Below are 15741 nucleotides of genomic sequence, written 5' to 3'. Positions count from 1 at the left end.
TAATATGAAATTGCTAACTTTAAACTGTCATTCTTGGCAAGAAGAGAATCAAATAGAAAAGATACAATACCTTGCTAAAGTAATTCAAGAAGAAGAGTACGATGTCATCGCATTGCAAGAAGTAAGTCAGTCCATACAAGCTGAAAATGTATGCGGTAACAAGAAAGAAGATAATTTTGGACTTTTACTATTAGAAGAGTTAAAAGCGCTACATGTAAAAGATTACAATATTACTTGGGATTTCTCTCATATTGGTTATGACGTGTATGAAGAAGGATTAGCGATTATAACGAAGCATAATATTATAAAAGAAGATACGTTCTTCATTTCAGAAAACGAGGATACAACGTATTGGAAAACACGTAAAATTGTAAGTACAACAATTGCTTATAATGGTAAGGATATAACGTTTTACTCTTGCCATCTCGGTTGGTGGAATGATGAAGAAGAGTCATTCAAAGGTCAAGTTGATCGTTTGATGGAGCGTGTAGATAGCAATAAGCTCGCCTTCTTAATGGGGGATTTTAATAACAATGCTCGGTTGGAAGGCGAAGGTTATGAGTATATGATGCAAAAAGGGTTGTATGACACATATGAATTAGCAATAGAGAAGGATGAAGGAACGACTGTCCAAGGTGAGATTGCTGGTTGGGATGAAAATAAACATAATTTGCGAATCGATCTAATATTGTGTAACCAAAGTAAAAAAGTTCATTCTTCAAAAGTTATTTTTAATGGTACAAACAGAAATGTAATTTCAGATCATTTCGGTGTAGAGGTTCAATTGGATATATAATAGAAGAAATCCTCACAGAGAATAAAAGCTGTGAGGATTTTTTTTAGGAATACAAGTATTTCCAAGAGAAAATACTTGTATTTTTTATGACATTTCATATATATTTGTTATTATTGAATGTAAAACCGATTTGGTCATTTTGTATTCATACTTTGACTCACTTCGTTATATAATGAAGTAAGTGAAAGTTAATGGGAAAAAATAGTACGTTTTTGGTTAATACACGATGTAGAAAGTGATATAATTGCAAAATGCATGTATCATTTTCTAAAGAAGGAAAAATATATAATTAGGTGATAACTTCTATGAAACAAATTTGGCGTATTTATAAGACAGATTTACGGAATGTAGCCAAACATTGGGCTGCAATTGTTATTGTTTTAGGATTAATGATTTTACCATCGTTATATGCATGGTTTAACATTAAAGCTTCTTGGGATCCATATGGAAATACAAAAGAGGTTCCCATTGCAGTTTCCAACCAAGATGCAGGTTCTAATTTAAGAGGGAAAGATATTAATATCGGGAAAGAGATTGTAGACTCCCTTAAGAAAAACAAAAATCTTGGCTGGAAATTTGTAGATGAAAAACAAGCAATTTACGGAGTTGAGCGTGGGGATTATTATGCAAGTATTACGATTCCAAAAGACTTCTCTGAAAAAATTGCAACTGTTCTGGATGAAAATCCGAAAAAACCAGAACTGGATTACTATGTGAATGAAAAAGTAAACGCGATTGCACCGAAGATTACAGCAAAAGGTGCATCAGGTATTACAGAAGAAATTAGTAAAAACTTTGTAAAAACAGCAAACGGTGAGATTTTTAAAATTTTCAATGACCTTGGAATCGATTTAGAAACAAACTTACCAAGTATCGAAAAAGTAAAAGATCTTGTATTTAAGTTAGAAGCGCAGTTCCCAGAAATGAATACACTTATGGATAAGGCGTTAGATGATGCAACTCGAGCAGAAGATGTTGTGAAAGTAGCGCAAAAAGAGTTGCCGGTTGTAGAGAGTGTTATGAATGATGGGCAAGAGGCGTTAGGGAATTTAGATAAATTCTTTGCGAGAAATGATGAAACATTGAATCGCGCTCCGGGAACTATTAAAAATAATTTAACAGTAATGCAGCAGGGATTGGATGCTGCAGCGAAAATTACGGATTACTTAAAAAATCCGGCATTTGACTTTAATCTGACATTGCCAGATCCAGCTAAATTACCAGTCTTACCTAATATAACTATTCCACAAATACCAGAGATTCCAGCATTACCACAAGTGAATGGTGAAGGGTATAAAAATATTGCTAAAAATATTGATCAAACTGTAAACACTGTTTTCAATTCTACTCGTGTTGGAACGGCATATGTAAAGAGTGTTATGGATGGCCTTCAAAATAAAGGCGTGGATCCAGCTGTAGCACAGAAAAATGTGCAGGATGCTTCAAAGCTCCTCCAAGAGCGTATCGATAGTGTTTCATATTTGATTGATTTCTTTACAGCTTTCAAGGAATCAGCTTCCACGGAATTCGGTAAACAGTTCTTTGGAAACAGAGTGGAAAGTTTAACGGTGCTTAAAAATTCTATGGTGGACGCTAACAATAGGGTTAAGCATGTAGGAGATTTAATTAGTTCCGGACAAGAAGTTAAACAAGATGTGCGAGATGCTGTAAATCAAAAATTAGATGCAGTAAATAATTTAGTAAATCAAGCTGAAAAGGATTATAATGCAACGTTTGTAGCTGATTTTGAAAAAGCAGTAAGTACAGCTGAGCAACTGAAAAGTAAGGCTGAAAATGCGCAAGAAAATGCACAGCAGCTTAGAGGCAATTTAAATCAAGATATAAATAAGGCTAATGAGATATTAAACAATGGTAGAGAGAAATATGATAAAGCTGTAAATGATTACAGTAGATTAAAAACGGAGCTTGAAAAAGCAAGAGAAGACTTAAGTAACAAAGGTGTTAACGGATTAGATTCTACAAAAGTAGCCTTAAATGATTTGAATGGGCAGTTCAAAGCAAGTTGGAATTTAGTTAATGACATGATTCCAGTTCTGGAAAGTACAAATAAAGTGTTAGCTGATGTGAATAGTGATAAAAATCTTAATGGTACAATTTCTAAGTTAAATAAAGCAAAAGATGGTTTGCAAAAAGGAATGGATTTAACTGATAAAGGAATTGACGCTATTAATAAAGGTCAAAAACCAGCAGCTGATGTTATTGAAAGTATTAATCAAGTGTCTAAAAGTGTTTCGGGCCAAATTGGTGACATTTTAGCTAAATATGACTCAGAAATCACTCCAAATTTCAATGCAGCAATTGCTCGCACAAAAGAGATGTCTAAAAATACATCTCAAATTTTAAAAGAGGCAGACAAAAAGCTTCCAGATGTTAAAAAATTACTAGAAGATTCATCAAAAGGTTTAGTAGATGGTAAAAAGAAATTAGCAGACATTAAAGCTGAAATGCCAGCTACTGAGAAAAAGATTAAAGAATTAGCAGATAAAATTCGTGATTTTGAATCTGAAGAGGATTTAAAAGACATCATACGCTTATTGAAAAACGATGTTGAGAAGCAAAGTGATTACTTTGCGAATCCAGTAAATTTAAAAGAAAATAAATTATTTGCGATGCCGAACTACGGTTCAGCGATGTCACCATTCTATACAGTGCTTGCATTATGGGTAGGCGCATTATTAATGGTTTCATTATTAACGGTAGAAGTACACGAAGAGGGCGCGAATTATAAGAGCCATGAAATTTACTTCGGACGTTTATTAACATTCTTAACGATAGGTCTTTCACAAGCGTTTATCGTATCGATGGGAGATATATTCTTACTCGGTACGTACGTAGTCGATAAGTTCTGGTTTGTGTTATTTAGTTTATTTATTGGTGGAGTCTTCGTTTGTATCGTATACTCACTCGTTTCTATTTTCGGAAACGTTGGGAAATCGATGGCGATTATTTTACTTGTACTACAAGTAGCAGGATCGGGCGGAACATTCCCAATCCAAATGACACCAGCGTTCTTCCAAGCGATTTATCCGTTCTTACCATTCACATACGCAATTAGCGCAATTCGTGAAACAGTTGGTGGAATGCTTTGGGATATCGTAACGCGAGATTTACTTGTGTTAAGTGCTTTCGTAGTAGTTATGATTGTTGCTGCGTTATTACTGAAAACACCAATTAACAAATCAAGTGAAAAATTTGTTGAGAATGCAAAAGGAAGTAAAATCATTCACTAAAATAAAAGGTTCCTACCGATAGAGGTAGGAACCTTTTTGTTTAATCAAATTTTAATTTTTTTAATGCTTCCGCGAATGGGTTATTTAATGGTTCTTCTTCTTTTTTCTGTTGTTTCATATATTTTTGAACGTCGCGTTTATCGGCTTTGTTTCCAGATTCTTTTTTACGTCGCTCTTGGAATGTTGATAATTTCTCGCGATAGCCACATTTACATGCGAAAATTTGGCCTGCACCCTCACCACGTAATTCTAGTTTCTTTTTACATTGCGGACAGCGAGCATTTGTTGTACGAGATACATTTTTACGATGACCACATTCACGGTCTTGGCATACGAGCATTTTCCCCTTTTTTCCATTTACTTCTAGCATTGGTTTACCGCAATCTGGACAAGACTTCGTTGAAATGTTGTCATGTTTATATTTCTTATCACTCGATTTAATTTCAGCAACAATTTCTTTCGTATAGTTCTTCATTTCCGAAATGAATACTTCTTTCTTTAATTTTCCTTTTGCAATTGCTTCAAGTTTTTGTTCCCACTCACCAGTTAGTGTAGGTGATTTTAATTCTTCTGGTACTAAATCAAGTAATTGACGACCTTTTGATGTAATGTGAATATCTTTACCACGTTTTTCAATTAAGAAAGAATTGAAAAGTTTGTCGATAATATCTGCACGTGTCGCTACAGTACCTAATCCACCAGTCGATTTTAACGTATCAGCAAGTTGTTTATTTTGCGTATCCATATATTTTGTAGGATTCTCCATTGCTGAAAGTAAAGTTGCTTCATTAAAGCGTGCAGGTGCTTTCGTTTGACCTGATGTTTGCATAAGTAACTTTACAGTTAATGTATCGCCCTTTTCAATGTGAGGTAGAATCTGCTCTTTTACGTCATCAGTTACATCATCGTCTTCAAATCGATTTTCGTATACTTCCTTCCAACCAGCATGTAAAATCGTTTTTCCGCGTGCAATGAATGTTTCATTGCCGACCTTTGTGCGTAACGTTAGTTGTTCGTATTCGAATGCTGGGAATAAAACAGCTAAGAAACGTTTTACAACTAAATCATAAATTTTGCGTTCTTTATCTGTGAATGCTGCGAAGTTAACGTATCCTTCTGTTGGAATAATCGCATGATGATCGCTTACTTTACTATCATCAACAAATGATTTGTTAGGTTTGATAGGCTTTTGTAATACTTTATGTGCGAAGGGACGGTATTCTCCAACACCACATGCTTTTAGACGTTCTGGAAGTGTTCCAACGATATCAGATGAAATGTAGCGTGAATCTGTACGAGGGTACGTTAGTACTTTATGCTGTTCATACAATTTTTGCATAATATTTAATGTTTCTTTAGCAGAGTAACCGAACTTTTTATTTGCATCACGTTGCAATTCAGTTAAATCGTAAAGACCAGGAGAGAATGACTTCTTCTGTTTCTTATCAATTTCCACAACAGTAGCATTTTGTTTATCTAAACTTTTTACAATACCATCGATTTTTTCTTTATTAAAACTACGGCTATTGCCATTTGCATCTTGCCAAGTAAGTTTGAGCTTCTCCATTGTTTGAGCTTCGATGCCGTAGTAAGTTTGAGCTTTGAAGTTCTTTATTTCATCCTCACGACTAGCAATCATAGCAACAGTAGGGGTTTGTACACGGCCGCAATTTAACTGGGCATTAAAGCGAGTCGTTAAAGCACGAGTTGCATTAAGACCGATATACCAGTCAGCTTCTGAACGTGCAACTGCTGAAGCGTATAAATTGTCATAGGCTTTACCTGGTTTTAAATTTGCAAAACCATCTTTAATTGCTTTATCGGTTACAGAAGAAATCCATAAACGTTTGATTGGTTTATTTAGCTTAACTTTATCGATAATCCAGCGTGCGACTAATTCCCCTTCACGTCCAGCGTCTGTTGCTACAATAATTTCATTTACATCTTTTCTAAGTAGCTGACTTTTTACAGCATTAAATTGTTTACCAGTTTGTTTAATAACCGTTAATTTCAAACGCTCAGGTAGCATCGGTAAATCTTCTAAATTCCACTTTTTATATTTCACATCATAACTTTCTGGATCTGCTAATGTAACGAGATGACCTAAAGCCCAAGTTACAATATATTTACTACCCTCAAGATAGCCGTTTCCTTTTTTATCACACTTCAGTACACGAGCAATATCTCGTGCAACGGAAGGTTTTTCAGCGATTACAACGCTTTTTGACATATTAAAAACATCCTTTCAAATTTCCATAAGTTAAATATAGCATACATCTTCTTGAGATTCAGTTTCGCTCCATATTTGATCGGTTTTTAGTGGGATGAACAAAACACTCACTGATTAAAGTTTCACTTGATTATGTTTATTGTTATATAGGTTGCTTCTATATTAAATAGAAAAGTAAAGAACTTGTTATTTTACTAGAATAAGAGTAGACTTTGAAGTAGATGAATAATAAGCACATGGGAGTTTGTGGATACAAACTGAGAGTATGACTACTAGTCCGTCATTGACCATTTGAACCTGTTGGATAATGCCAGCGTAGGGAGAGTGTAAAAGCACATGTTCAGGCACTTTGCGTACGCGCAAAGTGTCTTTTTGTGTATCTCCCATCATTATAGTTAGGAGATGAAAAGGATGAATATGAAAGAAATTAGTAAAGTAGTGGATTTGGTGAGAGAATCTAATCCGCTCGTTCATAATATTACAAATGTTGTTGTAACAAATTTTACTGCTAACGGTTTGTTGGCACTTGGGGCATCGCCTGTAATGGCGTATGCAAAAGAAGAAGTAGCAGAAATGGCTAGCATTGCTGGAGCGTTAGTATTAAATATGGGGACACTTCGTCCTGAAGAAGTAGAAGCGATGTTACTTGCGGGTAAATCAGCAAATGCGAACAATGTGCCAGTACTATTTGATCCAGTTGGTGCAGGAGCAACTTCATATCGAACAGAAGTTGCGAGACATATTCCGGCTGAAATCGATTTAGCAATTATCCGCGGAAATGCAGCTGAAATAGCAAATGTTATTAATGAGAAATGGGAAATTAAAGGGGTAGACGCTGGTACTGGAAATGGCAATATTGTAAGTATTGCAAGGCAGGCAGCAGATGAACTAAATACAGTTGCGGTCATTACTGGAAAAGAAGATGTTGTTACAGATGGAGAGAGAACTATTGTTATTCGAAATGGTCACCCTATTTTAACGAAAGTTACGGGAACAGGTTGTTTACTAACTTCTGTAATAGGAGCATTTGTAGCAGTGGAAAAAGATTATGTTAAAGCAGCAGTAGCCGCATTAACGTTTTATGGTGTAGCTTCGGAACTGGCAGCTGCTAAGGCGGTAGAAAAAGGGCCTGGTAGTTTCCAAATTGAATTTTTAAATCAATTAGCGAATACAACTTCAGGTGATATTGAGAAGTATGGGAAGATTGTGGAGTTAGAGTAAGAGGGAGTGAAAGAAATGGCACGCATTGAAATAGATAAAATGTCTAAGCTATTGCAAGTGTATTTTATTATGGGAAGTAATAACTGCACGAGGGATCCTTTAGCTGTATTGAAAGAAGCGTTAGATGGTGGAGTGACACTTTTTCAGTTTCGCGAGAAGGGGGAAGGTTCTTTAATCGGAGAAGATAGAGTGCGCTTTGCAAAAGAATTGCAGACGCTTTGTAAGGAATATAGTGTTCCTTTCATTGTAAATGATGATGTAGAATTAGCCATTGAATTAGATGCAGATGGTGTTCATGTTGGACAAGATGATGAAGGAATTACATCTGTTCGTGAAAAAATGGGAGATAAAATTATCGGCGTATCTGCTCATACAATTGAAGAAGCACGTTTTGCAATCGAAAATGGAGCGGATTATTTAGGTGTTGGTCCTATTTTCCCAACGAGTACGAAAAAAGATACGAAAGCGGTTCAAGGAACGAAAGGATTAGCTTATTTTAGAGAACAAGGAATTACAGTGCCAATCGTTGGTATTGGTGGGATTACAATTGAAAATACAGCGGCAGTTATAGAGGCGGGTGCGGACGGTGTTTCAGTTATTTCAGCAATTAGTTTAGCGGAATCTGCGTATGAAAGTACGAGAAAATTAGTTGAAGAAGTAAAGAGAAGTTTGTAGGGAAGGAAGTGTAGTATTTTAAGTGCTACATGAAGAAATAGACTGCCCAAAATTTAAACAAATATTTGATTAAAAAAGCACAAACCTTTTTAAATAAAGGTTTGTGCTTTTTCTTTAAAACATAATTGAAATTAAGAGCATTCCAATGCCGATAGAAGTAAATGTTGCAATTAGGCCCGGAATCATAAAACTATGATTTAATACGTATTTACCGATACCTGTTGTACCAGTACGGTCAAAGTTAATGGCAGCAACGATTGTTCCATAGTTTGGAATGAAGAAATATCCATTTACTGCAGGGAACATCGCAATCAGTAGCGCTGGTGGAATACCAAGAGATAGTCCAAGTGGCATTAAGGCACGAACTGTTGCTGCTTGGCTGTACAGTAAAATAGATAGAATGAATAGTGCGATAGCAAATAGCCAAGGTGCACTTGTTACTAAATGCTGAATCGATCCTTGAATCATATTTAAGTTTCCATTAAAGAAAGTATCTCCCATCCAAGCGATACCGAAAATAGCAACAACTGCTGTTGCTCCTGCTTTAAAGACGTTACCAGATACAATGCTTTCTACATTTGGTTTACAGAAAATAATAATAAGAGCCGCGATAGTTAACATAACCATCTCAATTGTGTTCGGCATGGAAAGACGGGCTAACTTCCCATCAACTATCCATCCTGGACGAAGTGCTTCAAATGAACCAAGAAGTACAACAAGGAAGGTTCCTACAAGGAAAAGGATAACTGATAATTTTGCGCCCTTTACACCTACAAATTCTTTTTTCTCTTCAAGCTTAGGAATTAATCCTTCTTTTAATCGTTTTAAGTATTCAGGGTCTTCATTTAATTCTTTTCCCATCTTACTAGCAACAAATGCAGCTATCATACAAGCGATGAAAGTAGAAGGGATACTTACTTTTAAAATATCTAATAAGGTGATTTTATAGTCAGCTAACATTGCTAAAAGTGCAACTGTTGCAGCTGATATAGGACTAGCTGTAATTGCTTGTTGGGAAGCAATTACGGCAATTGACATTGGTCGTTCTGGTCTAATTCCGGATTCGCGAGAGACTTCAGCGATAACAGGAAGTACAGAATAAGCAACGTGACCAGTTCCTGCACAAAGTGTAAATAAATAAGTAACAATTGGAGCAAAGAATGTAATGCGTTTTGGATTTTTTCGTAATGCCTTTTCAGCTAGATGAACAAGGTAGTCCATTCCTCCAGCGGCTTGCAAAGCACCAGCAGCTGTAATTACTGCCAAAATCATAAGCATTACATCGATAGGAGGCGCCGTTGGTTGTAAGTGGAAGACAAAAACGAGTATTGCCATACCAACTCCACCCATTACTCCTAAACCAACTCCGCCTAGGCGTGCACCAATAAAAATACAGAGTAACAAGGTAAGAAATTGTAGCCAAAACATGATAAACTACCTCCGAAATTCATTAGTTAAGATATATTCGAATAGTTTAATTTGAATGAAAATTAAATAAATACCCGAAGAAATCCTTGTTATTTATACATTTTTTATTATATAACATAAAAAAAGTAACATTCACGTACTTTTTGAAATTATTTTGAAAAAGCAATTCATTAAAAATTTGTATTTATATCTCTAAATAAGTAGACATTTTGATTTATATGTTGTAATCTTTGAAAGAGAATAAATTAATTCTCATAGAACTCCCATATCGTTCAACTCGTTCAGCGAGAAAGGCAAACTGATGGAAACATGAGGACGCAAAACTACAGGAGCTAAGGTCGAAAGGCTACGCTAGCCAGTTACCGGACGGATAGGGTTGGTCTTGGCCAATGCTTTTACATTGGCTTTTTTTTATTCTCGAACATATTGAGAAACATTTTCAAACAAAATATTCATATATTTTGTTTTTTTGTTTATGTTGATTAAGGAAGGTGGATATTAATGAAAAAATATTGGCATAAGTTATCGTTCCTTCAAAAGAACGTCTTATTAACCGTATTAGTTATTTTGACACTTGTTGGAAGTATGGGTGCATTAAGTTTTAACATGTTTCAAAATAGTATGATGTCTTTATTTGAAAGGCAGTCTATTGAAACAGGAGAAATAGTATTGAAAAAACTGGATGTAGAATTAGTTAGAGACATGGCGAAAGATCCTACAGCCGAAAAAGTGAAAAAAGAAAAGTTAACAGAGAAATTAGATGAAGTATCAAAAGAATTGAAAAGCGTTGGACAAACGTATGTTACAGGAGCAAAGCCGAATGAAAAGCGAGAATTACAACTCGTTGGTTTGACTACAGAGTTAACAAATGCGTTTCCTATAAAGCCGGGAGATTATTATGAACAACCCGCTCATTGGATGAAGGCATACGATAAAGTGATTGATACGAAAAAGGCTCAAATGACAGAAGTATATGAAGATGAAATAGGTTCGTGGGTGACAATATTAGAACCAATTACAGATGGAGAAAACAATATTGTTGCAATTATTGCGGCTGACTTAGATGCTTCCATTGTTCCTATTACAAAAGAGAAGTTTATGATACAGGGCTTACTCTTCATCATTATTTCATTAGCAATTGCGACTATTACTCAATTCTTTATCGTGCGTCACTCGCTAGCTCCATTAAAAGATTTACGAGAAGGGTTACGTAAAATTGGTGAAGGTGACTTAAGTATTAAATTAAAAGAAAGACCAGATGATATTGGAATTATTAATGTTTATTTCAATAACACAATTGAAAAATTTAAAGGGATTATAGATAAAGTAAGGCAAACTGCTGAGCAAGTTTCTTCTTCTTCACAAGAATTGTCGGCGAGTACAGAGGAAAACAGCATGGCAGTTCAAGAGATTGCAAGTTCTATTGAAGGTTTAAGAGTAGGGGCACAGTCTCAAAAAACTTCAGTACAACAATGTTTAGGAATTGTACATGGAATGGAAGATAAGGTAGAAGAAATAACTGGGGCTGCAAAACAAGTTGCGGTTGCTTCTGAAGGTATGGAACAACATTCAATTGAAGGTAATGAAGTGATTGGACAAATTATTAATCAAATGAGTTTAATCCAAAATGCAGTACAAGATTTATCTTCCATCATTTATTCGTTAGAAACAAGGTCAAAAGAAATTAGTGATATCGTAACTGTAATTACAGGTATTTCAAATCAAACAAATCTATTAGCTTTAAATGCTTCTATTGAGGCTTCACGTGCTGGAGCAGCTGGAAGAGGGTTTGCAGTTGTTGCTGATGAAGTACGAAAATTAGCAGAACAAACGGAAGCGTCTGCAAAAGATATAGCGAAATTAATTGGTGAAACACAAGCTGAGACAGAAGATGCTGTAGTTTCCATGCAAAAAGGTTCAAAAGAAGTAGAAACTGGAATTTCGCTTGTTCAAAGTAGTGGAGATTTCTTTGAAAAAATCTCAAAATCAGCGCAATCTGTTACAGATCAAGTAAAAGCTGTTTCCGGTAATTCGAGTGACATTTTACAAAATAGCCAGAATATTGTTCAAGTCGTAAATGAATTATCACATATTGCAAATACTTATGCCAACAGCAGTAGTAATGTTGAAGAAAGCATGAAAGAGCAAGAAATATCAGTACAAGATATTGCAGAATTAGCGACTTCTTTAAGTTGGCTTTCTCAGGAATTGCAAGAGCTTATTGGTGAGTTTAAAAGCGAATAAGGAGAAAGTTCAATTCTAATCAAGGGGGGTATCTCCGCTACTGATTATGAATTGAACGAATCTGCCCTTTAATAAGGGATGAAAAAGGTGTGAATTTTCACACCTTTATTATATTTAAGAGAGGAATTTACATAAATATGAAATTAGTGATTTCTTATAATGAGATGATAAAAGAATTTTTAGGAAAAGTAGAAGGAAGTATTAAAATACCTAAAGATGTGCACGGAACAGAACTTAGGATAAAAAGGAAAACGGAACTGTTTTCAAATTTGACTCACATTGTAGATTTAATAGGAGCGACTGCAACGTGGTTATATCATATTTCTAAAGAAAAACATATTGTCGTGCTTTATCATGTAAGAGGAAATTTATTTCCAATTACTATTGAAGTTTCTAATTTTCTCTCCTATGAAAGTTTAAATTTACAAATTGAAGAGCAACTGGAGCAAATTAAAGAAATGAATGAGGAAGAAATAGAAGAGTTTCAAAACGGTAATACATTATATGAAATGTCACCTATTATTATTGGTGAAACATATTATGAGCTACAAGACACGAATACATTACAATTTGTATTTAGTAAAAATATGCAAAGTGTAGAAATAATATTTAATAGTGTTAATTGGAAAGAGACAACGATTACTCGTTATGCACAACAAATACAAGGTGTTTTAGTTGATATATCACAAAATACTAATAAGTATATAAAACATTTTAATATTATTACAGAGGCCGAGATGGCACTTTATAGTCAAGTGAATGATACGACAGCAGTATATCCTGAGAAAAGTATCGTCGATATGTTCTATAATACTGTTACTCAATTTCCAAATCGTATAGCTTTATCTTCAAGGGAAGGTACTTTAACTTATGAGGAGCTAAATAAAAAAAGTAATCAAATAGCTCATATGTTAATTAAAAACGGCGTCCAATTAGGAGACTATGTTGGAATATTTATGAAACGTAGCATAGACACAGTAGTAAGTATGGTAGCTATATTAAAAGCTGGTGCAGCGTATGTTCCGATTGATCCAGATTATCCGGAAAGTAGAATACAGTACATTATTCAAGATAGCCAAGCGAAAGTTATATTGATGAAAGAGACGCCTATAACATGTGATGGGGTTCAAACAGTTTCATTGTATGATAGTGAAACTTATGAAGATATAGATGTAAAGTTGTCTATTCATTGTGATGATGTAGCTTATATGATTTATACATCGGGTTCAACAGGGAATCCAAAGGGAACGATGTTAGCACATAGAGGCGTTGTTAATCTGTACACTTGGATGAAAAAGCAATATGAATTGACAGAAGAGGATGTATTTGCTCAATTTCCTTCCTTTAGTTTCGATGCTTCTGTATGGGAGTCATTTGCTTCTTTATTCTGCGGAGGAAACTTGTATGTACTATTAGAGGAAGAGCGATTGTCTGTAGAGGCATTTGCAAATGCAATCTATAAAGTGAAAGCAACTTCAATCTTGGCATTAGCAACAATTTTTGTTCGACAAGTAGCAACTTATTTAGCAGAAGAAGATATATATAAGCTAGCTTCCCTAAAAAGAATTGCGATTGGTGGTGAAATGTTGCCTGTAGAGGTTATTAAATTGTGGAGAGAAAGAATAGGTACAAATGTTGAAATTTATAATGTATACGGACCGACAGAATGTACTGTAGTGACGACAACCTATAAAATACCTAGTCAGTTAAATGAGGATGTTGCGAGTATTCCCATTGGTAAACCATGTGCTAATTATCAAGTTATGATTTTGGATGAGAATATGAATCTTTGTCCAATTGGTGTACCTGGTGAATTATATATAGATTCAGTGGGATTAGCAAAAGGGTATTTTAATAAGCCTAATAAAACAATTGAAGCTTTTATTCCGAACCCTTTTAATCCTATAGTTAATATATATAAAACAGGTGATATCGTTAAGTTGCTAGAGGATGGAAATATAGAGTTTTTACATCGGAAAGATGATCAAGTAAAAATTAGAGGACATCGTATTGAACTAGGAGAAATCCAAAGTAAAATTTCTCAAAATCATAATATAAAAGAAAATGCTGTTTTTGCTAAGAAGAGTAAGGAAGGTAGCCAATATTTAATCGCGTTCTATACAACTTTAAATAAAAAAGAAATACCAGAATTAGTTTATCAGTTACAAGAGCAATTACCAGATTATATGGTGCCATCTAAACTAATTTATATTAATGAATTACCACTTACACCTAATAAAAAGATTGATGTTAAGAAGTTAGCTCAGTTAGAAGAAAAGTATGAACCGGTTCGGCTACAAGAATATGTTGCACCTTCTAATAAAGCAGAAAAACAAATCGCGAACGCCTGGGCGGAAGTATTAGGAATTTCAAAAGTTGGAGTGCATGATGATTTCTTTACAATTGGTGGACATTCATTAAAAGTATTACGAGTCTTAACATTGTTAAAAGAAGATTTCTCACATTTAACAATTCAAGATTTCTTTAAAGAAAGAACGATATATGGATTAGCTCGAATTGAGCGAGAAGTAAAAGTAGAGAAAGAAGAAGTATTTCGTGAATATAAAGTGATTCACGAGCCAGATACTATCACGTATGCAAACGTTTTGGAAGAAATCCAGATTTCAAATGTCTTTTTAACAGGAGCTACTGGTTATTTAGGATCACACATATTATATGAATTGTTGAGAGATACATCTGCTACTATTTATTGTTTAGTAAGACCAACCAAAGATGTGCAGCAAAGAATTATAGATACATTAACAGGCTACTTTAATGATATATGTGAAGAATGGTTACAGCGTATACAGGCCGTAGCTGGTGATCTGGGAGAAGAGTATCTTGGGATGAGCGAAGAAGAATTTATGTTCATCAGTTCTAAGATGGATACGATAATTCATTGCGGTGCAGATGTAAGACATTTTGGAGATGTAAAACAATTTGAAAATATAAATGTCCAAGGAACTAGCCGTATGCTAGCATTAGCGGAGAAAGGTGCTACATTCCATTTTATTTCTACAATTGGTATCCCGTTAGAATTAGCGGTAGATCAATGGGATACATACATGAAAACTGGTGATTTTAATTACAGTGTAGACTTAGAGAATGTATATTCAAATAGTAAACTACAAGCGGAAAACATTGTTCGTGAAGCAATGAAAAATGGTTTGCGCGGAAATATTTATCGTGCAGGTAATTTAGCATGTCATTCAGAAACAGGTTCGTTCCAACAAAATATTGAAGGAAACGCATTTTATCGTCTTATTAAAACAATGCTATTAATTGGGAAAGCACCAAATGTGAAGTGGAAAGTTGATTTCACACCAATTGATTTTGCTAGTAAATCAATTGTATCGTATTTACAAGATGCGCAAATTGTAGGAGAGACGTTACATATTTGTCATCCACATCAAATTGAGTTTGAACAATTTATACAGCTAATTGGAGAGTGTGGATACAATCTTGAAATGGTTCCACTTTCAGAATATGTAAATACCGGACTTGCATTAGCGAAGGGAAATGAAGTAATAGCAGAGTTAATTGCTTCTCAAGTTGCAGGAGATGGAGCACAGCAATCTGAAATTGTAATGGGTACGCGTAGAACGAATGAATGGATTAAGAAAAAAGAATTGATAGTACCAGCAATTAATAAAGAATTTATACAGCAGTTATTAGCTCATGGTGAAAAAGTTGGTTATTTTCCAAAAATAATGAAATGATTATGCATGCTTTTGTTTGTTCAATAAAATAAATCATGCTACAATGAAAACGAATTAAGGACCGGGGAGCCAATTGGCTGAGAGGATGTAAGTAAACATCGACCCTCAACCTGATCTGGATAATGCCAGCGTAGGGAGTTACTTAAAGTGATGTAGCATATGTTATTCTGTAATAAC

General features: G+C 34.8%; 8 protein-coding genes and 3 riboswitches. Of the genes, 6 read left to right on the top strand and 2 right to left on the bottom strand.

The features are described 5' to 3' along the window. Positions 1–4: 4 nt before the first annotated feature. Together QCI79_RS10985 and QCI79_RS10980 are read left to right on the top strand one after the other, a co-directional pair. Positions 5–796 (top strand): endonuclease/exonuclease/phosphatase family protein, encoded by a 792-nt coding sequence (locus tag QCI79_RS10985; RefSeq protein WP_000771987.1) that lies wholly within the window; start codon positions 5–7, stop codon positions 794–796. A 305-nt stretch (positions 797–1101) separates the two neighbouring features. Further along, positions 1102–4047 carry a YhgE/Pip domain-containing protein gene (locus QCI79_RS10980; protein ID WP_000810092.1) on the top strand — a complete coding sequence of 982 codons (2946 nt, stop codon included), beginning with the start codon at positions 1102–1104 and terminating at the stop codon, positions 4045–4047. Positions 4048–4087: 40 nt separating this feature from the next. On the opposite strand, the gene topB is transcribed toward QCI79_RS10980, so the two are convergent. Next, the gene (topB, locus tag QCI79_RS10975) at positions 4088–6277 is read right to left on the bottom strand and encodes a DNA topoisomerase III (RefSeq protein WP_000047299.1); all 2190 of its coding nucleotides are present in this window, start codon (positions 6275–6277) and stop codon (positions 4088–4090) included. Between the two features lie 226 nt (positions 6278–6503). Next, positions 6504–6616: riboswitch (TPP riboswitch) on the top strand. Between the two features lie 72 nt (positions 6617–6688). Between topB and thiM the strand changes: the two genes are divergently transcribed. Both thiM and thiE read left to right on the top strand, forming a co-directional pair. Continuing rightward, the gene (gene thiM, locus QCI79_RS10970; RefSeq protein ID WP_001056093.1) at positions 6689–7498 is read left to right on the top strand and encodes a hydroxyethylthiazole kinase; all 810 of its coding nucleotides are present in this window, start codon (positions 6689–6691) and stop codon (positions 7496–7498) included. 15 nt (positions 7499–7513) lie between these two features. Continuing rightward, positions 7514–8173, top strand: coding sequence for a thiamine phosphate synthase (thiE, locus tag QCI79_RS10965; RefSeq protein WP_000090967.1), 660 nt, complete (start codon positions 7514–7516; stop codon positions 8171–8173). Between the two features lie 114 nt (positions 8174–8287). Here the strand turns inward: thiE and QCI79_RS10960 are convergent, their stop codons facing one another. Then, complete coding sequence (locus QCI79_RS10960) at positions 8288–9601, bottom strand: anaerobic C4-dicarboxylate transporter family protein (protein WP_000498691.1); 1314 nt, start codon at positions 9599–9601, stop codon at positions 8288–8290. Positions 9602–9883: 282 nt separating this feature from the next. Next, positions 9884–9968, top strand: a riboswitch (cyclic di-GMP riboswitch). A gap of 134 nt (positions 9969–10102) precedes the next feature. Here QCI79_RS10960 and QCI79_RS10955 point away from each other — a divergent pair. Together QCI79_RS10955 and QCI79_RS10950 are read left to right on the top strand one after the other, a co-directional pair. Further along, on the top strand, positions 10103–11845 hold the full coding sequence (locus QCI79_RS10955; protein ID WP_000761081.1) for a methyl-accepting chemotaxis protein: 1743 nt from the start codon (positions 10103–10105) through the stop codon (positions 11843–11845). Positions 11846–11982: 137 nt separating this feature from the next. Next, positions 11983–15564 (top strand): non-ribosomal peptide synthetase family protein, encoded by a 3582-nt coding sequence (locus tag QCI79_RS10950; RefSeq protein ID WP_000780002.1) that lies wholly within the window; start codon positions 11983–11985, stop codon positions 15562–15564. Positions 15565–15616: 52 nt separating this feature from the next. Continuing rightward, a riboswitch (TPP riboswitch) is annotated at positions 15617–15718 on the top strand. Positions 15719–15741: the final 23 nt, after the last annotated feature.

The organism is Bacillus cereus group sp. MG1 (assembly GCF_040460035.1).
Taxonomy (GTDB): domain Bacteria; phylum Bacillota; class Bacilli; order Bacillales; family Bacillaceae_G; genus Bacillus_A; species Bacillus_A cereus.
This window is presented reverse-complemented; position numbering and strand designations above follow the sequence as displayed.